This is a genomic window from Methanosphaera sp. BMS (assembly GCF_003268005.1).
Classification (GTDB): domain Archaea; phylum Methanobacteriota; class Methanobacteria; order Methanobacteriales; family Methanobacteriaceae; genus Methanosphaera.
Window position 1 is genome coordinate 2,151,155 of sequence record NZ_CP014213.1, and the last position, 21,611, is coordinate 2,172,765.

The 21,611-nt window shown below is 34.8% G+C and carries 22 protein-coding genes; 9 read left to right on the plus strand and 13 right to left on the minus strand.

Annotation, left to right across the window (positions count from 1 at the left end):
* Window positions 1-57: 57 nt before the first annotated feature.
* The 3 genes from AW729_RS07935 (at window position 58) to AW729_RS07945 (ending at window position 1,918) form a co-directional block, all read left to right on the plus strand.
* A complete protein-coding gene (locus tag AW729_RS07935; RefSeq protein WP_162685854.1) occupies window positions 58-666 on the plus strand; it encodes an N-acetyltransferase in 609 nt (202 codons plus the stop codon).
* Between the two features lie 14 nt (window positions 667-680).
* On the plus strand, window positions 681-1,313 hold the full coding sequence (locus AW729_RS07940) for an MBL fold metallo-hydrolase (RefSeq protein ID WP_112124606.1): 633 nt from the start codon (window positions 681-683) through the stop codon (window positions 1,311-1,313).
* Window positions 1,314-1,525: 212 nt separating this feature from the next.
* On the plus strand, window positions 1,526-1,918 hold the full coding sequence (locus AW729_RS07945; RefSeq protein ID WP_162685855.1) for a pyridoxamine 5'-phosphate oxidase family protein: 393 nt from the start codon (window positions 1,526-1,528) through the stop codon (window positions 1,916-1,918).
* 35 nt (window positions 1,919-1,953) lie between these two features.
* On the opposite strand, the gene AW729_RS07950 is transcribed toward AW729_RS07945, so the two are convergent.
* Window positions 1,954-2,634 carry a TrkA family potassium uptake protein gene (locus AW729_RS07950; RefSeq protein ID WP_162685856.1) on the minus strand — a complete coding sequence of 227 codons (681 nt, stop codon included), beginning with the start codon at window positions 2,632-2,634 and terminating at the stop codon, window positions 1,954-1,956.
* A 208-nt stretch (window positions 2,635-2,842) separates the two neighbouring features.
* On the opposite strand from AW729_RS07950, the gene AW729_RS07955 reads away from it, so the two are divergent.
* From AW729_RS07955 to AW729_RS07965, 3 genes are all read left to right on the plus strand, one after another.
* Window positions 2,843-3,859, plus strand: coding sequence for a UPF0104 family protein (locus AW729_RS07955; protein WP_112124609.1), 1,017 nt, complete (start codon window positions 2,843-2,845; stop codon window positions 3,857-3,859).
* Between the two features lie 82 nt (window positions 3,860-3,941).
* Entirely contained in the window at window positions 3,942-4,826 is an 885-nt protein-coding gene (fhcD, locus tag AW729_RS07960) for a formylmethanofuran--tetrahydromethanopterin N-formyltransferase (protein ID WP_112124610.1), read from the plus strand.
* A 21-nt stretch (window positions 4,827-4,847) separates the two neighbouring features.
* Complete coding sequence (locus AW729_RS07965) at window positions 4,848-6,311, plus strand: NAD(P)H-hydrate dehydratase (RefSeq protein ID WP_112124611.1); 1,464 nt, start codon at window positions 4,848-4,850, stop codon at window positions 6,309-6,311.
* Between the two features lie 126 nt (window positions 6,312-6,437).
* Here AW729_RS07965 and AW729_RS07970 read toward each other — a convergent pair whose 3' ends face one another.
* Window positions 6,438-6,689 (minus strand): pro-sigmaK processing inhibitor BofA family protein, encoded by a 252-nt coding sequence (locus AW729_RS07970; RefSeq protein WP_112124612.1) that lies wholly within the window; start codon window positions 6,687-6,689, stop codon window positions 6,438-6,440.
* A gap of 249 nt (window positions 6,690-6,938) precedes the next feature.
* Between AW729_RS07970 and AW729_RS07975 the strand changes: the two genes are divergently transcribed.
* Window positions 6,939-7,436: a methylated-DNA--[protein]-cysteine S-methyltransferase gene (locus tag AW729_RS07975; RefSeq protein WP_112124613.1), complete on the plus strand. Its 498-nt coding sequence runs from the start codon at window positions 6,939-6,941 to the stop codon at window positions 7,434-7,436.
* A 232-nt stretch (window positions 7,437-7,668) separates the two neighbouring features.
* Here the strand turns inward: AW729_RS07975 and AW729_RS07980 are convergent, their stop codons facing one another.
* On the minus strand, window positions 7,669-8,892 hold the full coding sequence (locus AW729_RS07980; RefSeq protein WP_112124614.1) for a bifunctional 5,6,7,8-tetrahydromethanopterin hydro-lyase/3-hexulose-6-phosphate synthase: 1,224 nt from the start codon (window positions 8,890-8,892) through the stop codon (window positions 7,669-7,671).
* Between the two features lie 565 nt (window positions 8,893-9,457).
* Here AW729_RS07980 and AW729_RS07985 point away from each other — a divergent pair.
* On the plus strand, window positions 9,458-10,114 hold the full coding sequence (locus AW729_RS07985; protein WP_112124615.1) for a PHP domain-containing protein: 657 nt from the start codon (window positions 9,458-9,460) through the stop codon (window positions 10,112-10,114).
* Between the two features lies 1 nt (window position 10,115).
* On the opposite strand, the gene AW729_RS07990 is transcribed toward AW729_RS07985, so the two are convergent.
* From AW729_RS07990 to AW729_RS08025, 8 genes are all read right to left on the minus strand, one after another.
* Window positions 10,116-10,517, minus strand: coding sequence for a hypothetical protein (locus AW729_RS07990; protein WP_112124616.1), 402 nt, complete (start codon window positions 10,515-10,517; stop codon window positions 10,116-10,118).
* 16 nt (window positions 10,518-10,533) lie between these two features.
* A complete protein-coding gene (locus AW729_RS07995; protein WP_112124617.1) occupies window positions 10,534-11,874 on the minus strand; it encodes an AIR synthase-related protein in 1,341 nt (446 codons plus the stop codon).
* A gap of 163 nt (window positions 11,875-12,037) precedes the next feature.
* On the minus strand, window positions 12,038-12,655 hold the full coding sequence (gene hisH / locus AW729_RS08000; protein WP_236951217.1) for an imidazole glycerol phosphate synthase subunit HisH: 618 nt from the start codon (window positions 12,653-12,655) through the stop codon (window positions 12,038-12,040).
* Window positions 12,656-12,744: 89 nt separating this feature from the next.
* Window positions 12,745-13,770 (minus strand): sugar phosphate nucleotidyltransferase, encoded by a 1,026-nt coding sequence (locus AW729_RS08005; RefSeq protein WP_112124618.1) that lies wholly within the window; start codon window positions 13,768-13,770, stop codon window positions 12,745-12,747.
* Window positions 13,771-13,924: 154 nt separating this feature from the next.
* Complete coding sequence (locus tag AW729_RS08010) at window positions 13,925-14,968, minus strand: M42 family metallopeptidase (RefSeq protein WP_112124619.1); 1,044 nt, start codon at window positions 14,966-14,968, stop codon at window positions 13,925-13,927.
* 54 nt (window positions 14,969-15,022) lie between these two features.
* Complete coding sequence (locus AW729_RS08015; RefSeq protein ID WP_112125263.1) at window positions 15,023-16,303, minus strand: UbiD family decarboxylase; 1,281 nt, start codon at window positions 16,301-16,303, stop codon at window positions 15,023-15,025.
* A gap of 33 nt (window positions 16,304-16,336) precedes the next feature.
* Complete coding sequence (gene purE, locus AW729_RS08020; RefSeq protein WP_112124620.1) at window positions 16,337-17,341, minus strand: 5-(carboxyamino)imidazole ribonucleotide mutase; 1,005 nt, start codon at window positions 17,339-17,341, stop codon at window positions 16,337-16,339.
* A 133-nt stretch (window positions 17,342-17,474) separates the two neighbouring features.
* Window positions 17,475-17,813: a hypothetical protein gene (locus AW729_RS08025; RefSeq protein ID WP_162685857.1), complete on the minus strand. Its 339-nt coding sequence runs from the start codon at window positions 17,811-17,813 to the stop codon at window positions 17,475-17,477.
* 204 nt (window positions 17,814-18,017) lie between these two features.
* Between AW729_RS08025 and AW729_RS08030 the strand changes: the two genes are divergently transcribed.
* A complete protein-coding gene (locus AW729_RS08030; RefSeq protein ID WP_162685858.1) occupies window positions 18,018-19,736 on the plus strand; it encodes a glycosyltransferase in 1,719 nt (572 codons plus the stop codon).
* 360 nt (window positions 19,737-20,096) lie between these two features.
* On the opposite strand, the gene mmp11 is transcribed toward AW729_RS08030, so the two are convergent.
* Window positions 20,097-21,071 carry a methanogenesis marker protein 11 gene (gene mmp11, locus AW729_RS08035; protein ID WP_112124623.1) on the minus strand — a complete coding sequence of 325 codons (975 nt, stop codon included), beginning with the start codon at window positions 21,069-21,071 and terminating at the stop codon, window positions 20,097-20,099.
* A gap of 66 nt (window positions 21,072-21,137) precedes the next feature.
* The gene (gene ribH, locus AW729_RS08040; RefSeq protein WP_112124624.1) at window positions 21,138-21,542 is read right to left on the minus strand and encodes a 6,7-dimethyl-8-ribityllumazine synthase; all 405 of its coding nucleotides are present in this window, start codon (window positions 21,540-21,542) and stop codon (window positions 21,138-21,140) included.
* Between the last annotated feature and the right edge of the window lie 69 nt (window positions 21,543-21,611).

Sequence of the window (21,611 nt, forward strand, 5' to 3'; positions counted from 1 at the left end):
AATATTAAAAAGTTTATATAATTATTTATAGGATTAATCAGTTACATGTGTGATATGATGACTAAGTTTAGAAAAATTAATGATGAGGACAATATCAAAAAGTTGGCTTATTGGATTTATACCACTGATGTGAAATTATTCAATAAACTTTATACAAATAAGGCCAATTCCCTGGAGGCTATAAAAAAGTTGATTATGAGTGATTACATCAATCCATATCATAGAAATTTTATCACATTATTATATGTGGATAAGCCTAGTGACGTAAAGGCGATGGCTTTATCGTTTAAAGGTAATAAAATAACCGTTACCCAGATGTACAAGGCGTTTTCTGATACGGGCTTTCTCAATGTTAAAAGTCCATTTCTTTTTGAGTATGTCAGCATCATATATTCATCATATATAAGCAACAATGATTATTACATGGCTAGTTTATATGTCCATAAGAATTATCGTAATAATTATATTGGAAGTAAGCTTGTGGAAAATATTAAACAGAAAGCCAGACAATCAAATTCCAACAACATGCTGATTGACGTGGCTGATGATAAATCATCATTAATAGACTTTTATAAGAAATTGGGCTTTGAAAAAGCTAAAATGGATTATCATACATTTATCGGAAGAAGAAATGGTTATACTACAATGGTTTATAAGATTAAATAGGGGGACTGTAAAGAATGGAAAAAGTTGATGATATAACAATAATATTGGGCAGGGGACGTGATTCAAATTCATATATTATAGGAGATGTGTTGATTGATCCGGGTTCCGGTTTTGATATTGATTATCTAAAGTCTCAAATCAAGGAAGCCGGACTTGAAATGGACGACATTAAAAAAATTGTCAATACTCATTGTCACTACGATCATATGGGTGCTGATAAGCAGTTACAGGATGAATATGGATATGAGATATACATGCATCCCTTGGATAAGGAAAGTGTTGATAAAAAGCTTGATGACACTACGGTTGCCACATCATTTGGAATGACAACGCCGGACTTGGATATCAAACAGTTAAACGAGGGTGATATGGTGGGAGACTATGAGGTCATACACACTCCCGGCCATACAATCGGGGGAATCTGCCTATGCAACGGTAAAAGTTTGATAAGTGGGGATACGGTATTTGCCGGTGGAAACTTTGGAAGAACGGACTTGCCTACAGGTGATTCCAGGCAAATGGCCGAGTCCATATTGAAGATAGCCGACCTTGACGTTGTACAGTTATTCCCTGGTCATGGACCATATGCAATATCACAGGTATCCGAACAGATAGCCCTATCTGTTATGATAGCCTCCAGATTATAGGGGCTATGTTCACCTCCATTTTTCCAATTATTTTTATTTTGCTTTTAAGAACTTTTTTTTGATATTGAATTTAAGATTCATCTCTTCTTCAAATATTTTTAATAAAAATGATTCATGAAATTTGTTAAATGTATTAATAATACATTTCACCATCATAATTACAAAAAAGACATATACTAGATTATAGTTAGTATTATATGGAGGTCATTAATATGGACGAAGAAGTAAAAAAAATATTCACAGAACAAACCTGGTTTGTAGCAACTATGGGTGATGAACCAAATGTGGTACCTATTGGATTTAAGATGGTGGAAGATGACGGTACAATGGTTATCGCAGATGTTGCAATGAACACAACCAGAAAAAATTTAATGGACAATGGTTTAATCGCAGTTACTGTATGTGATCCTGAAACCAAAAAAGCATATATGGCTAAAGGTAAAGTAACCTTCTTTGAAGAAGGGGAATTGGTCGATGGATTAAACAAGTTTGCCGAAGAACAGGGATTCCCATTCAGGGCAAAAGGTGCAGCAACATTCAAACCAACAGCAGTACTTGCAAAACATCCTGGTCCTGACAACGACAAAGAAATTGAATGGATATAACTCATTTTTAGTGTCATTTGACACTACTTTTTTTTTTATAATGATGGTAAAATGCTGTTTTTAGTAAAGTACTTTCTTGTTTTCTTAATGGCTTTTCTTTTAACCAGTACCGTGACCGTGTCATCCTCTTGCAGTATGATGTCATTGTTAGCTATCAGTTCTTCATCGTTTTTCTCACACATTATAACAATATAATCCTTTGTTGGGCTGATTTGTCCTATGGATTTGCCTATGACTTTTTTAGCTTTAACTTTTATGTCAATTAATTCACAGTCACCCTTACCGGATATTGATAAATCTGCAATGTTGGGTTTAATTATTAACTTTTCAATATTACTACATGCGGTAAGTTCCGGGCTTATAACCTCATTCAAACCTAATTTTTCAAACATCTTAATGTGCGTAGGATTAGCGGTACGTGCAATAATCTTATTTAAGTTATAGTTTTGAGCAACCATGCCTATAAGAAGGTTCACTTCATCATTGCTTGTTGCAGCCACAATAATATCTGCCGTTTCAATACCTGCCTCTTCTAATACTTTTTTATTTGTAGCATCACCATTTATGATATTTACATCATCAAATTCTTCTTTTACGGCATCTATTACTTCCTCATGATTGTCTATTAGCGTGATGTCATAGTTTTCCTGTTTTTTAAGCAGTTTGATTAGTCGGATACCAACCTTTCCTCCACCTACTATTATTATATCTACCAACTTCTGCACGACTCCATATGTGATTATTATTATAAAGGTTTTCTCTATTATATTATTTATTATTAGTTAAGGATTATATTTTTTTAGTATAATTTGTCAGGTTATTATAACGATTTTTTTTATTTTTGAATTTTGACTAAATTATTAGTATTAGTGTGTATATAAATTATATATATAACCATTTTAATGTTATGTGTTGTGATAAATTATGGATTATAAAAAGCTAATAGTACTATTATCCCTCGGTATCATAATATTAATTGCTATGGTACTATTTATTGGGCCGGGTAAGATAATATCTGCATTGAAGACAGCTAATCTTTACTATGTAATGTTTGCCATAATAATTCAATTTATTATACTGGTATTATGGAATAAACGTTGGAGTATAATCTGTGATTCATTAGATATTCCCCATAGTCAACTATCATTGTTTGCAATGACTATTGTTGGTTTGGCAGTCAATGACTTAACACCTAGTGGTCGTAGTGGTGGAGAACCAGTCAGGGCATATCTTTTATCAAAAGATTCCTCCATAAAGTTCAAAGAGACATTTGCAACTGTAATGGGGGATAAGTTATTTGACACGCTTCCATTTATGGTACTTGCAATATTTGCAATATGCTATTTAATGTTATATCTTCACTTGAGTTCTACATTATTTTCACTACTGATGGTTTCATTGATATTATTTATAGTGGTACTGTTGTTTATAATATATATCTCAATAAATGAGGAATTTGGATTAAAAACTATCCAATGGACATTTAGGATGGCTAGACGTTTTACTTCCAAAGATCTAATAACACATGAAAAAAAGGCTGTTTCATCATTAATTGGTTTTCAAAATAGTTTAAAATATCTGATGAAAGATCGTAAATTATTGATTCAGGCTACAGTCATTTCATTTGTGGTATGGTTTTTAGAACTTTTCAGGGTATATGTGGTATTTCTGGCATTTGGACAAACCGTCTCCATTGGTATGATTGCATCAGTATTTTTAGTCTCATCATTAATCGGTATTATTCCGGCTTTACCTGGAGGTTTAGGATCTATTGATGGTGTAATGATATTGTTGTATTCCATGGCGGGAATTTCCGCATCAATAAGTACGGCCGCTACATTTGTAGAACGTATGATATCATTATGGATGGTTATTATTATGGGTGTAATACTATTACCATTCTATGGTAAGGATGTATTGGACAAAGTGGGATTGGATTAAATGCAAATCCCCCTTTTAATTATTATTTTTTTATAGGCTTATTTTATTATTTTTAATTTTTATACTGGGAAGTGATTATTTTATGGATTCAATTGTTATAGAAGATACATATGCAGAAGCATTCAAGACAAAGGCAGCTTACCTGTTAATAACAGCTGCAACCAAGGAGTTAGCATATACCGCGGCTGTTGAGGCTACCGGTTTTGCAACATCATTTATAGGTTGTCCTGCAGAGGCGGGCATAGATGAATATGTTGATGTTGATAAAACTCCAGATAACAGGCCGGGTTATTCAATAATAATCTGTCAAAACTCCACTAAAAAGGTAGAAGAACAATTATTAAACAGGATAGGACAATGCGTATTGACCGCAGCCACAACATCGGTATTTAACTTACTGCCAGATAGTGATACTCAAACAAATCTTGGATTTAAGCTATCATTCTTTGGTGATGGATATCAGGAAAAGATTGAAAAATACGATAAAACATTGTATAAAATACCGGTGATGAGTGGAGATTTTCTCATAGAGGAAAACTTCGGAATATGCGATGCAGTAGCTGGCGGTAATTTATATATAATGGCAAAATGTCAACAATCAGCACTTACAGCAGCTATTGCAGCAGTAAATGCAATAAAATCAGTTCCTCATGTCATAACGCCGTTTCCTGGTGGAATAGTGGCATCAGGTTCTAAGGTAGGTTCACATGAATATTCATTCATGCATGCAACTACAAATGAAGCCTACTGTCCTACATTGAAAGATAAAATAGATAACTCCAAGTTATCATCCGACTGTAATGGCGTCTATGAAATAGTATTTGATGGACTTACTCAAGAGGATGTTGATGTTGCAACACAGAAGGCCATAACAGCTATCAAAACCATACCTGATGTACAGGTAATATCTGCCGGTAACTTTGGAGGAAAGCTGGGTGAATATAAGATAAAGTTAATAAATGAATAAAACGATTAAAGAGGTAATCTGATGAAAGAAGTACTAACGCCCCTTGAAATGAGGTGTGTTGATAAAAATACAGAGTATAATAAATTACCTACTCTTGTATTGATGGAAAATGCCGGCAGCCAAATAGCATCATATATAATTGAAAATTATCCGGACAAGAAGAAAGTATCATTGTATGCAGGTACTGGTGGAAACGGTGGAGATGCTTTTGTAGCGGCAAGACACCTATTAAACCATGATTACAGGATACATCTTGTCTTGCTGTCGAGGCCCGAGAACATAAAAAATAAGGATTCAATCCTAAACTGGAATGTAATTGAGCATATCTCCAAGGCAGATGGGAATATTAGAATCAGCATCATAACTGATTCAACACAACTAAAACCGGACAACAGTGATATAATAGTCGATGCAATATTGGGTACCGGTATAAACGGTAAACTTAGACAGCCCGTATCAAAGGCAATTGACATAATCAATTACTCTCCTGCCATCAGATTATCGGTAGATGTACCTTCAGGTTTAAATCCTCTAACTGGGGAAGTATTTGATAAATGTGTGGTGGCACATAAGACATTGACCCTGCATAAGAAGAAAACTGGTTTACTGGATGCTCAAAGTTCCTATGTAGGGGATGTGGTGGTTCTTGATATTGGAATACCAAGAGTATCGGAAAAATATGTCGGCGAGGGGGACTTGCTTAAAATACCTAAGGTGAATGTAAACAGCCATAAGGGACAAAACGGTTCTGTATTGATAGTGGGATCCAATAAGGACTATGTAGGGGCTGTTATATTTGCGGCTGAAAGTGCACTGAAGTCGGGTATTGATCTGGTCTATATAGTTGCACCAAAGTCCAGTGCTGATATAATTAAATCTTATAATCCTGAATTCATAGTTAGAAAAGTAGACGGGGATGTTCTAAGCCTTGATTGCTATGATGATGTTTGTGAATTATCTAAAAGGGTGGATTCCATATTGATAGGTTCCGGTGCAGGCTTGGATGATACGACCGCCGAATTATATAATAAAATGGTGAATGATATAGATAAGCCTATCATAATAGATGCCGATGCATTGAAACTAGTGGATAAAGAAAAGATTATTAAAGCAAATACTATCTTAACGCCACATCATGCGGAATTTGAGAAGTTCTTTTCAATTAAATTACCCTCAGATTTTGATGAGAAAATAGGCATATTGAGGAAGTTGTCAATTGAATATAATACAACAATAGTACTTAAAGCAAAAACGGATATCATTGTAAATTCCGATGATTATAAATTAAATGATACGGGTAATGCTGGTATGACAGTTGGAGGAACCGGTGACATATTGGCGGGTATGATAACAGCCTATTCAACAAAAATGAACCTCTTTGACTCTGCATGTATATCCACATTTATTATCGGGCAGGTGGCAGATAAACTGCTTGATGAAAAAGGATATAGCTACACTTCAAATGATATATTGGAAAAGATATAGTTATCAATTAATGTTTAATTGAGAATATTCATTATTTAAAAAAGGATTATTTAAAAAAATATTGGAAAAAAATGGTTTAAATAAAGTATATACTTAGTATATACTAACTTTTTTGTTTAAGTATAATTAAAATATTATTGAATATAATACCAGTAAGAATGTCCCCAGAACTCCTCCAAAACCGGATATTGCTACAGTAATAAGGTTTATAGGTACATTAATTCCCGGAATAATATTTACAAGTCCAAGGGTTATCCAACCAAATGCCAAATGCATGACTATTTTCAGAATGGTTCCACCATATTCAAGTATCAGTTTAAATGCCAGGATTAATATAATAAATAATATAAATAATATTATTATTTCTTCAAGTAGCATGTGATTCCTCCTTTGAGTGACTTATTATGTATTTATATTTATGATTATAAATCTTTTGTTGTTTAAACAATCTATTATTTTAGTTATTCCTAAATTTTAATACTTTTATATACTCAAGAAATGATATATAATAATAACTTATAACTATTCAATCATTAAAATAAGGGGGTGCCAAAGGTTAGTATTTTAAAATATATAGTCATAAATACTCTAATTGGTGAAATAACAATTGTCTGGGATGATACCAATATGATTTTAAAAGAGATTCTTCTTCCGGACAACAATACCAAAAAATGTAATCTTGGAAACATCAGTTATACTGGAGTAATTTTTGAAAATCATCCGGACAGGTATATTCATACATTGATGTCAAAGATTAAGGATGCTATCATTGGACGTGAAGTTAAATTTGACATAGAAAAACTGGACTTATCGGAGCTAACAGATTTCCAAAGGATTGTCTTAGAAAAGCAATTTGAAATTCCGCACGGTAAGGTTACATCCTACAAGGAACTGGCTAAAATGATAGAAAAACCACGCAGTGCAAGACCAACAGCTAATGTATTGGCATCCAATCCATTTCCGATAATAATTCCATGTCACAGGACAGTTCTTGCTACTTGGGAAGTAGGAGGATATGCGGGAATTAAAAATAATTACTATAAGAAGTTTTTACTAACAAACGAAGGAGTAAAAATTTCCGATGATATCGTTGATGAATCATGCAGGTACGTCTACAATAAATAACCTCCCATCGATACTTTTTTTTAGAATCTAATTCTTCTTTTTATCCTAATTATACCGAATTCTTCAAGATTGATCTACTATTAATTACCAAAAAATCATTTATTTGATTTATGCAATCTTTGAATTGCTAATTCAGTAAATAAAACGAAATCTATTGTAAAAATCTATTTATGAAGGTTATATGTAATATTTTTTAAAAAAAAGTGGATGGATGAAGTTTTTTCATCTAATTCTATTTTTTAGGTGAAATGTCTTCATCTTCATCTAATGCTACTCTCATTGTATCAGAATCTTGAGGTAAGTATCTTAAGAAGTCATCAGCTGCTCTTCTTACATCACTAGAACCGATGATGTATCTACCGGCAATAATAATGTCAGCACCATTTGTTATAGCTTTATCAACTTTTTCAGGTGTTACTCCTCCAGCAACAGCTGCAAGTCCTTTATCGCCAAGTTTAGCCTTAATATCTTTGATGTTACCCCATTCGGATGCTTGATCATCATCATTTTGTTTCATGGTTTCAGTATCAATATTTCTGTGTAACAATACTATGTTAGGTTTGAATTGGAGTTGATCAAGTTTTCCAAGTATGTCATCAACATTCATCATGTCTAGTATTGAGTAAATACCCTGTTTGGTACATTCATGTATGGCCTTGTCAATTGAATCGACAGTTCCAAGACCTGATATTGCAACAGCATCGGCTGTCTCGTCAGCAGCCATTTTAACTTCTACTCTTCCAACATCTAATGTTTTAAGATCTGCTATGATGAATGCTCCAGGTCTTTCTTCTCTTATCTTACTGATGATTTCAACACCGAATTTTTTGACAAGAGGAGTACCTGCTTCTATAAGAATTCTTTCACGTTTAGGTAAATCTCTTATAATGCTACGCATTTTCTCTTCATTATCTAAGTCAAGTGCTACTTGTAAGTAAGGTGGGTTCCATAATTTCATGGCTTTGAATCCCATTATTGGGTGTGTTCCTCTGTCTTTTTCTGCCAATACTTTTTCTACATTTGGATATCCTTCAAATGCACGTCTAATTGCAAGTTTTGTTGCACCATAATTGTATTGGTATATTTTACGATAATCTTTTGCGGATGGATCAATAAATACATTAACCATTATAACGATATCGTTAACTTTCTCTTTTGGTATAATATCCTCTTCTACAGCATCTGCCACTGCTCTTCCAACAGCAGTCTGTGCTGGACCAAATATTTTGCTTGCATCCTCCAAGTTCTGTACTGTAACTTTAGGGATGATAAGGGTTGCAGGTTTTGCTGGTAAGTTTGGTCTTATTACTGATAATAATGGTGTGTGTCCTACGGACATACTGGCCATATTATTAGCAAAAGCATGCCCAACTGGACCATCTTTGTCTCCGATTATCAAATCAATATGTGCTAATTCAGGACCGTTTCCAATTAAAGCTTCGCCTATTTCATACATTAATTTATTCTCCATATAAATTTTAATTTTTCATAACTCCATATAAATATATGGATTTAAAAAAAGAAACTCATCAATATCATAAGTTCCGTTATGATATTATATATGTACATACTAGGATAAATATTTGTGCAATCCAAAAAAATATTTCATTTTTTAACATTTTTCATTATTATCAATTCACTAATTACAGGTCTTTTTTCGCGTTTTAACGTATTTACCATGGGTATTCTCATGTACTATTTTTTTTATTATAATATTCTATCTTCTTATAAGTGTATATTTGTGTGTGGATAGTATGGTTAACAAATTGTCTAAATGACACATTAAAAATTGGATTTGACGTTGGATTAATGTTGAATGTTTTTTTGATTTTTGGAAAGATGGATTGTCCAATATTTTATTTGAATCTAATCAAATTGAATCAAGCAATCATTTGGGCTAATCTATTTTTGTACTCGGTTTTATCGTAGCTATTGAAGAATTATTGGGGCCATGATAGTTTACACAAACTATATATTTTTTTAATTAAAAAGATTATTCTATAAGGTTAGGATGTATTTTTATGATTATCGACACTCATATTCATAGCAAATATTCAAAGGATTCAATCACTCCATTAGAGGATATAATTAAATATAGTCAAAATATAGGACTAAATGCAATAGCAATAACAGATCATGATGAGATAGAAGGAACATGGGCCATAAGGAAGCTGGAACATGAAGGGCTTATACTGATTCCGGGCGAGGAGGTTAGCAGTAGTGAAGGTCATATAGTGGCATTGGGCATAACAGATTACATCAAACCGCTTCAAAGTCCCCAGGAAACAGTGGATGAGATACATGACAATGCAGGTATAGCAATAGCGGCACATCCATACTGTTATTATAGAAGTGGGCTGGGAAATATTGTCCAATCACTTGATGTGGATGCAATGGAGACTATGAACTCAAGATTCATATTCGGCTTTTCAAATTACCTGGCAAAGAAGGTTTCAAAGAAAAACAACGTTCCGGCGATAGGTGCCAGTGACGCTCACTTCGTTAAGGGAATAGGCCGATGTCATACGAGAATACCTGACTGCGATAGTGTTGATGAAATACTCAAAAATATCAAAAAGGGAAATACCGAGGCACTTGGTGAACGCACGCCAATGAATCTTATAATCAAAGAAGTCATACGTAAGAAAGGAAGAAAAACCAAGCCGAAAGGGGAGTGATTCAACGATATATCCTCAGGATATATTCATGCTTATCCACCACCTTTTTTCTACTGTAAGTCTCTTTATAACTGTTTGATGAATGATTTATAATGCTTTTATTCGTGCTTTCATCACTTAACGCGTAGTCATCCTTACAACCGGATGATAATATATGTTCTATTTTTTCTTTTGTCCGGTTAATCTGTCGGCTGTCGTTTTTGTCAAGAGCTGTGGATAGTTTTGTAAGCAGTCCTTCATCTTCAAGTAACTCTAGCATATATCTGGGTTCTTTGTAGTCCTTTGTATTTGAGTTGGCAATGTCGGTTGTCTCCAAAAGATACGTTGTTGATACCAGTACAATCAATATTATTATCATTGCCAGTAACATGTCATATAATAGAAATTGTCCCTTGTTGTTCATAATTTACTTTTATTTTTTATAATTTTCTTTCTTTAATGTGTTTTACTACTTTATTTTTCTTATTTATGGCACTCAGCGTTGCTTTATCTATAATTTTTATATTTTCATCATAGTTTTCATCATATAAGTTATCCACTACCTTTTTTATAGGGGTATATGCGGCTTCACGGAATTTCGGTGTTAACTCTTCACATTTGTCTTCATATTCAATAATGGTTTTCGAAGTATTGGTAATCTGTCCAATTACATCACATTTAATGTTGTTTTTAGTCAATAACTCCAATATTTCATCTTTGGCTTGGCCGTCTACTATTATCATTAAGGAATCTATTGATACACCAAGTGCATCTATATCAAGGGTATCTAACATTTCAAGTACCGACGGATCTATTAAATTTTTAATTTTATCATAATTTAAATGAATGCCCAGCCCTGTGGTTTTATTTATTTCATTGCAATCTCCGATTAAACCACCATTTGTAATGTCGGTCATTGCATGGATGTTCTCTATTCTTTCATAATCATTTAATAGTTGGCTTGCCTTGATAAACTGTACATTCAGGGTCTTGTCGATAACTTCGGGGTAATTGTTGTAGATTGCGGTTGTTGTTATTGTTCCTCCACCACAACCTTCGGTCATGAGTATAACGTCGCCTGCTTTGGCATTGCTTCTTGCCTGTGGAATGTTTTTTGATGAGCCTACGGCACCCACTCCACCTACCAGCCTGCTTCCCAAGACCATGTCTCCACCTATACGTAGAGTACTTCCCGCTACCAGTGGTACACCGGTCAGTTCACTTACGGCACATATTCCGGCCGTAAAGTCAAGAAGTTTGCTTATGTCTCCATCATCAGCAAGGTGTATATCGCTTATAATCGCCACCGGATTGGCACCCATTACACATACATCACGTAGCGTTGCACGTGCAGTGTGAAAACCTGCCAGAAATGGATAATCACTAAGTCTTGAATGAATGCCATCTATGGCAGTGGTAATGTAGTATGTATCATCTACCTTTACCACTCCTCCATCATCCTGTGCTGTTGGATTTACCAGGGACTGACAATCGGTATTTCTGATTATTTCGGCTATTTTGCTGTGTACATAGAAATCACCCTTTCCGCGTGAACCTACACCGAATTCACCCATGTGAATATTTGTTTTATAGTAGTCAGTTAAATCATTATCTATCTCCAGTGTTGTTTCGACTTCTTCTATAACCGCCTTGGCCAGTAATCGTGCTTTTTCGTTGCCGATATCCTTATAATAAAGTATTATATCTGAAAGTTTTTCTATTGTTTCTGTTTTGGGCTTTTTTTCTACAATGCTTCTTTTGGCGTATTCTTCCATATCCATAGTTATCACAGGCTTTTGTATGATTATTCAAAAAGTGGGATTTATTTAATATAACATTTATCAAAAGACATATATATTCTTATTAATAATTATGTATTGTATTGTTATTAAGGTTATCTGTTATAAAAAATTTAAAAAAAATATGATAAAAAAAGTAAAATGTTTAGATTATATCGACAAAGTTTTTAAGTATTTCAAGTCCCGCCTTTCCACTTTTTTCGGGATGAAATTGAAGTGCATGGACATTGTCTCTGCCGATACTGACTGGTACATTCATTCCATAGTCGCATGTGGATGTAATGAGATTCTCATCATCCGGCTCAATATAATATGAATGGACAAAGTACATGTACTCCCCATCAACATTGTCAAGAAGCGTCGTGTCATTTGTTGGAGTATCATTAACCTTTATCTGATTCCATCCCATGTGTGGAATCTTAAATTCATCAGGCAAGTCAAACCTTTTAACGCTACCCTCAAATATGTTTAATCCTTCCACGTCAGGACTTTCCTCACTACTTGTAAAAAGTACCTGAAGACCTAGACATATGCCGAGCAATGGCTTGTCATTGTCAACATGCTCATATATCAATTTTCTATAATTGTCAAGATTATTCATCACTGCACCATATGCTCCAACACCCGGCAATATGATGGCATCGGATTTGCTGATAACATCCTCATCATCAGATACATTAACGTCCACGCCTATCTTCTTAAATCCATTATAGATACTTAGAATATTGCCGCTACCATAATCTAAAATTGTAATGTCACTCAAAATATGCACTTCCTAAAAAAGTCGCTTGTTGTCTGAAAATGTAATTTTTACAAAAAAAGAGAATTTGCAGAATAGTTCATAACTCTGAACTATCTGTCACCTTCAGGTGTTTCGGAATCGTAGAAGTCCTTGATTCTTATTGTATCATCCAAGTCAGGCGTTGACACTTCATGTAATATGGTGTTTTCTGTTGCTACAATTGTATGTGGCGTGTTAGGTTCAATTCTGATTGTGTCTTTTTTGTTGAAGTATTCCTTTTTGTCTTCAAATTCAATGTATCCTTTACCGCTAACGATATACATTGTTTCATCCTTGTTAGGATGGTAGTGGAAGCTTGTCTGATAACCTTCCTTGAGGAACAATTCCTTTGTAAGGTATTTTTCAGTATAGATTAGTATTTTTTCGTATCCCCATGGCTTATCCACCCTGTTTTCATATTCCTGTTGGACCTGTTGTAATTCCTTGGAGGTATCAACTGCCATCCAGAATAAACCGTTTTCCTTATAGTATCCTAACTTTTTGTCCTTAGCTAATTCAGGGAATATTGTTTTTTCAATATCTCCTGTTTGGTAGTTGCCGAAGTCAAGTTTACCTTTGGAGAAGTATATTCCACCGTTTATGTAGTAGTCAAGAAGTGGTTTTTCCTTGAAGGACACGATCTTATCGCCACTTAAATCCACAATTCCATATGGGCTTGTCATTTGTGTGACAAATATTGTAAAGTCATATGGGGATTTTTCCCCATCTTCAATCATCTTTTTAATACTTAGATCTGCTACAACATCACCATTTCTTATAACACACTGTGTATCATCGTCTATATGTTCCATTCCAAGTCTTATGGCATTAAGCGTTCCTAGTGGCTGTTCTTCTCGTACATATTCAATGTCTACGCCCATGTAGTTATTGCCGTAACGTTCTTCTATTTTTTCTCCTAAAAATCCTGTAAGAAGAATTACTTTTTTAACGCCTGCACTTTTAAAGTCAAATATTTGTTTGTCTAGTATTGTATAGTCTTCTTTTAGTTCTACTAGTGGTTTTGGGACAGTTTCAGTAACCGGTCTTAGTCTTTTACCGAAACCTCCACATAAAATCATTCCTACTGTGTCGTTCATCTGTATCACTCTGGTTTTTTATTTTATAATATTATCTTATTATTATCTATTTAATTCTATTTTTTTAATAATTATTAAATATTTACATTTAGAATCTTTTCATATAAATAGGCATTAAATCTAAATCTTTAATCCCACAATATATATTTCAGGATTATATGTTATTCAGTATCGTCACCATTAATTCTATCGTGTTTTCAATATCCTGACAGCTTGCCACACTAACAGGGGTATGCAGGTATCTTGTAGGCACGCTAATCACGCCAGTTATTATTCCTTCCCTATTTAAGTGTATTGCCGTTGCATCGGTTGTTCCACCATCGCTTGCCTCTAATTGAATCTCAATGTCCTTTATACTTGCGGCATTTATTATCATATCCTTCATTACTTTAGGTGTAATCACACCATCACCTGAACGGTCGGCCAATATGACTGCCGGTCCTGAACCCATTTTGCATGGTGACTCCTCAAGCTTTATTCCAGGATGATCTCCACATATTGTCGTGTCAAGTGCAAATGCATAATCCGGATTTAAGTGGTAACTGGATACCTTGGCACCTTTAAGTCCCACTTCCTCCTGTACTGTTCCAACACCGTAAATTGTTGCCCTGCTTTCTGTTCGTTTCATGATTTCCATCATAACATAGCATCCGATTCTGTTATCCAAGGCCTTTCCCATTACCTTATCGTTCGGGTATTCTTCAAACCAGCTTCGAAGCGTGATCATATCTCCAACAGATACCATTTTTTCTGCATCTTCCCTGTCCTCTGCTCCGATATCTATGAACATTTCATTGTATGGTATTACCTTGTTTTTCTCTTCTGCCTTGGTTACGTGTGGTGGTTTTGAACCGATTACACCCGGTACTTCTTTGCCGTCATGATGTATGATAACTGCCTGGTTACTTAGCATCTGGTCATTTATTCCACCGATTTTTATGAACTTGACAAATCCATTCTTATCTATGTATTTTACCATTAAACCAATCTCATCCATGTGGGATGCAAGCATTACGGTCGGGGCATCCTCCTCTCCTTTTTTGGTACATACAACATTTCCCATGACATCAGTTTCAATCTCATCAACGCTATCCTCAAGTTCTCTAATGATAATTTCACGTATCTTCTCTTCATTACCTGATATTGCAGGTGTCAGGCTTAATTCTTCCAGTAGTTTCACATTTCTTATAGTCGTCATATTATTCCTCCTTTGATTTATCTATCTTTTTTCTGATATTGTCTTCTAAGAGTATTACATATTGTAGTCATCAAGGGTATAGCTTACCCTTTCATAATCCTCTAAATTCTTGAACGATTTGGTCGCATCCACACCTACCTTTGTCGTAGTGCCATCAATTTCCGCTACCGGATCAAGTGATGAGCCTCTTGCCTTAGGTATGATTATGATGTCATCATCACCTTTGACACGTGTTGCAATGGCATACTCGACATCTACAGGGTCAAATATGTCAATGTCCTCATCAACTATCACGCAATGCTTTAGTGATGGATGAGCTGATAATGCTGCCATCATAACGTTTTTGGCATCGCCCTCGGTTTGTTTTTTTATGGATACAACGGCATGCAGCCAACAACAGCCGCCCTCCGTAAGAACCACATTTTGAACTGTTGGAATGGTATTTTTAACACTGTTGTATATACGTGGCTCCTGTGGAAGACCTTGCAGGAGTTTATGTTCATTACCCGCAGGCAGTATTGCATGATAATATGGATTTTCTTTATAGTGCATTTTACTAAGTTTTATCACAGGTTCATCACGTATCTTATCGTAGGTATCGGTCAAATCTACAAATGGCCCTTCGCTTTCTCGCTTGTTGGCAAGAATCTTACCTTCAAGTAGTATTTCACATTCAACAGCTTCAATATCAACATCTTCACATTTAACTAATGTTAATTCTCCATCTTTAAAGGTATTTGCCACTTCCAATTCATTGTCGTTAACTGATATGCTTGTTGTACTGGCAAGAAGTGTTGAAGGATTAAGTCCTATTGCTATGGCAATATCCAAGTCTTTACCCATGGATTCGGCTTTTTTATAATATGTGTACAACTGTCTTGGTACAATACGAATACCCAATGTGTCGTCACTGTTTACCAGCATTCTATGAATTGACGCATTTGTTATCCCGTTTTCAGGATCTTTTGCTATAACCACACCCGCCGTTATGTACTTGCCCTTATCCTTCGGGTAATGTTTTAGGATAGGAAGCTTGCTTAAATCTGCCTTTTCGGTGTAATCAAAGACTTCACCAGCTTCTTTGATATCTTTGATAGGTGTTGGATTGTTTGTTGCATGTATAATGTTTTCGGTAATCTTATCTACACTTGTACCGATTGACTTGGCAATCTTATCTCTGGTATTGCATATACCGGATATTATGTTCATGTCGCTGTCTTTTATGTTGGTAAATACCAATGTATCGGTTGGATGTTTTTTAAGAATGGATGTTATTTCATATTCTGTTGATACTTCCTGTGTAATCTCTATAATTTCATCATTTATTTGATCTATTAATCGTGTCATAATTCATCACATCTAAATGTTTTATTCAAAGTAGGCATTTTTGTGTATTAGTTTATTATATTCTTCAAGATTTTCCTTAATGTCTTCATGATAATTGGACAGTATGCGTGCAATAAAGAGTGCCGCATTTTCACCGGCATCAATACCCATGGTAGCTGTAGGTACACCCGGTGGCATCTGTACCATACTAAGCAGGGAGTCTATACCCTTCAAGTCTCCACTGCATGGGACTCCAATAACCGGTTTTGTTGTATGGGATACAACCGCTCCTGCAAGAACACTTGATAAATTGCTAACGGCTATAAACAATTCTATTTGTTTATTTGCCTCTTTCATGTATTTTTCCAGTTTGTCGGGATTTCTTGTTGATGGTACGACCTTATAGTCACATGGAATGTTAAGAATATCCAATGTTTTAATGATTTTCTGAACTGTATCAGTATTGGAATAACTTTCCGATAGGATTAACACTTTGCTGTCTTTGTTTAGTTCCAACTCTTCATCTACTTTAGGTCTTTTATGTTCAACACGTGCTGATGGGGTGTAGTTATCTCCACCAATTTCATTTATCAATTCCTCTTGGGAAGTAATCATCTTTTCAACATATGATGCTCTTTTATTAATTAGCTTGGCTTTTAGTTCATCATCATCATATGCCAGTATTTGACATGCTATCATTGCAGCATTGTCTGCCCTATCTATTCCTACACAGGCAACAGGTGTACCTACCTGCATCTGTGCACAGGATAATAATGAGTCAAGACCACCAAGTTTGGCCTTTACGGGAACACCTATGACTGGTTTGGTAGTGTAGGCTGCTACTACTCCGGGCAGGTGTGCAGCAAGTCCTGCAATTGCAATAAATACGTCAATGTCATCTGTATAATTGGTCATGACATCCTTTACAAGGCCATGTGTTCTATGTGCCGAGGTTACCTTGATGTCATATGCCACATTCATTTGTTCCAGGACATCCACGGCTTTTTTTGCCACATCAATGTCACTGGCACTTCCTAAAATTAACATTACTTTTTTTTGAATAATAATCCCCTTCCACTTAGCTATGTTTTTATACTATATAATAATATAATATATGTTCAATGAAGTATTTTAGTTTTACAAATAATTTTCAAAAACTGTCTGTTTACTATGGATTGTACTAATTGCCTGAATCAAATACCTTAATATCATTCGATGCATCATATTGGTCGGCGTGATTATTCACTTTCTCCGTCATTGCATCTTCAAGATTTTCACTTTTTTTCTCATTTGATTTTGTTGCATTGTTGTTTTTATGTGGATTATTGGTGTTGCTTGCCACGTTTGCATTGTTATTTCCAGTATCATCAGAGTCATTTAGACTGCTGTTGTTTAAGATATCTGACGTATTGTTATCCTGATTTGTATCATTAATCGTTGTTATAACAGCTAAAATTGCAATTATTAATATAACTACCCCAATTATCAAGATTTGACCTTCTTTTCTTATTTTTATCACCTCTTTGGCCTTTTTGTGATTGAAAAATTATCTTTTGAAAATACAATATATTATTAATTAATTATTATATATATTTAATTATTAGGTATTATTTTAAAAAAATTATTAGGAAAAGTAGATAGCATGTTTCAATATTTAATTATGGCTTTACTATTGGTTTTATCGATATTCATGACAACCTCCAATAGTAAAAGTACTCTAAAAATGGTTTCCGTTGTTATTCCAGCATTTAATGAGGAAAAAAGTATTGAACATGTTATCAGTGTAGTCAAAGAGGTCAAAGAAATTACGCAGATAATAGTAGTCAATGATGGATCAACCGATAATACCGAAAAAATAGTATCAAATATTGATGGAATAACTTTAATCAATCATAAAGTCAACAAGGGAAAGGGTTCTGCCATGAAGACAGGACTCAGAGAAGTTACTGGGCAGATTGTATTGTTTTTGGATGCAGATTTATCAGAAATTAATAAAAGTCAGGTTGAAGCTATAATACGACCAATACTTGACAATAATGCTGACATTACCAAAACGAAGTTTAAACGAGAAGCGGGACGTGTAACCGAGCTTACAGCAAAACCGTTACTGCAATTTTTCTTCCCTGAACTATCATTTGAACAGCCGTTAAGCGGACAATTTGCCGCTATAAAATCATTCCTGGATAAAATAGACTTGGAAAAGGATTATGGTGTGGACATAGGTATAGTGCTTGATGCAGAAGCATTGGGTATGAGGATACAGGAAGTGGATATCGGGAATATCGTTCATGAAATGTCATCTCTAAAGGAACTTAACCTGATGGCCAACGAAGTAGTAAGAACCATAGTCGATAGGGCTATCAGCTATGGTAGATTAACCATGATGGATGAATTGGGTTATGGTATACGTATGGAAATCATGGCATTGTCCATTACCATGTTTGGAATATTTGCATTGTTCTTCATTAAGTTTATCACAACACCGATAGCAGCCTTAATATTGCTTGTGGGTTTTCTATTGTCAATATTCTACTTAATAAAAATCATACGTAAGTCAATACGTATGTATAGACAATCCAAAATAGGTTTCTGGCAGATGACCAAATCATTTATTCACATGCATTTTCCAATCATAATATCCGTACTCATCATACTTGCTATTGTAATGGCATTGCTCGGTTCGGTTAAAATAACATCCAATGAAATATCAATAGAGCCCGCAACAAAAAACCTGGTAATATCTAACTCAGGTACAAGCGGTAGCAGCGTTGATGTAAGGGGACCATATACCATTGAAAGTGCATTGGAAAATGAGCCCCAATATATAAGATTGTCGAACTCGGCACTGAATACTCTTCAAGCACAATATGGTGATTTCATATACATTGGAGGAGATTATTATCAACTGGAGCAGGCGGTAAACAATGAAACGGGAATAATACGCATTCCGGAAGCCGCACGTAACGAACTCAAGATTGAAACTGGTACTGTTATAAGGGATAGTGATTTAAGGGGAATCTTTGATCAGTGTACGTTGATACGTAACATTGAACCCGATGAGGGAAAAACCAGTGATGAAAGATATCTTAGGGAAAACCTCTCCACGATAAACTATACCAACGTCAACTTAAGCGTTGGAAAGCATATCACTACAAACCAGTCATCAGGTAAACTATTGAATGTTTATGTTAACGAATCACTTGTGGGTCAAACAACGGGACATTTGAACAATGACACATATAACATCTATGTAAACAATGAATTGTATGAGTCATTAGAATTAAACGAGTCATCAACCGGTAGAATTGCCAACTTTAGCTATGCGGGCTCGGATATATCGGTCATACTGGAGGATGCCGGAAATACCACCAACGTATTTTTATCATCAAACGATAAATATAAATTCCTGAATATCGGTATAAGAAACGATTATACCTATTAACCCACTATTTTTTTCTAGAAAAAGTATATTGCATCGTGAGTTTACTTTCATAGCATGATAATTTGCCATATTGATTTTTCATCCAAGAATTGAATATCTCACCACTAAACCAGACATATATTGCAAGTGTAAAATTTCATTTATTTTGAATTTTTTCGATTAATAATATTTCATTTAAACTCACCCAATATAGTTCATAAAATAAGTTTTCATAGCTTTTTTTAGAGGATATTGTCCTATTTAAAATAATTAATATATTTAATGGAAATAATACAATGAATATTTGGGTGGCAGTAATTTAAAAGCACATTTTTTATTTAAAAAAAGTTTAATTGTGGCGGTTATATTTAAGGGTGGTTATTATGGGGAGGAGTTCAAGTACTTTTCTTCCTCTTGGCAGTATACCTTACCGTATTCTTCAGGTAAGTTATACAATCCGATGGCCGCTAGAGCTCCAATCAGCCCGGCCTCTCCTGTTACATTTTCCACACGAATATTATTGTCTTTGGCAATTTTACATGCTTCATCAATGTATTTCATTGATTTTTTAGCTTCTAATCCGTAATTTTCAACCTCTTTTGGTATGTATAGTTTATCCCATACGGCAATAGCGGTATTTTCAGATAGTGTGGTTTTTTTGAGTTTATCCACTACAGTCTGAATCAGATCTTCTTTCTGTGATTCCATGACTGCAAAGGTCAATGCTATTGATACGCAATTTCTTGTCTTGTTGGGGTTGTTCGGATATAACTGACAGGTTATATGCTCAAGATACCTGTAGCCCTTTTCCTCTTGAATCTCATTTGCAATGTTGTTTGCAAGAGTCCAGGTAGCACCCTCCGTAGGTATGTCCGTATCATCTATTCCAATAATGACCTTGTGCAGCTTCGGGGTTATGACACATGCCTGGCCTACCTTGGATCCTCCACCCTTTTCATAGATTTCCACTCTTTTTACACCTTTGGCCTTTCCCCTGCACATTGCAGCACCTACACCTGCACCGGCTAGTCCCATGTGATGAATCTTTATTTCATCACCTTCTATTGATACCTCTGCTATGCCTGCTGCCTGAAGGCTAGGTATGAGTTTCAAGTCACATTTGCCCACATCAAGGTAATATGTGTGTTTGTTGCCGTCGCGTCTGGCACACTTTACTATTGGACTTGTTCTCTGGTATTGGGTTATCATCCAATCAGAGCCTATCGGACATGGATGATATTCAATTAGTTCTATTTTTTCTTCATCAGAATCAGTAATTGTAAGAATTTCCTCATATGGTGTAATCCATGGGTCGGTGTATTTCTTTTTTAATTCTTCTGGTGTTAATATTTCCATATTATTATTTCCTTTCAATTTTTGTATATAAAAAAAGAATTAGAAAAATAGTTTTTTATTAAGATTCTACTCTAATCTTTTAACTAATTTTACTGCAGCTTCCACTGCACGTTTTCCATATTCTACTCTTTTGTGTGCTTCAAGTCTGGTCATACCAGGACCTGATATTCCAAGGGTAACTGGCTTATTGTATTCCAGGGATAAATCAGTAATTTTACGTGCTGCATGTTGGACTACAATCTCATCATGATGAGTGTCTCCTTCGATAACGGCACCTAATGTAATTACAGCATCTACGTTATCGTCTTCCAACAATTTCTTTATAGCCAATGGCATGTCATAAACGCCCGGTACTGGGAACACTTCTGTTATTTCAGCACCTAAAAATTTTGCATGTTCCTTTGCTAGTTCCAACATCATACTGGTAATATCAAAATTAAATTCTGCTACTACTGCTCCTATCTTAATCATTTAAACAAAACCTCTGATTATATTTTTTTTATATATTAATTATTCGTTATATTCTATACTAGAATTTTT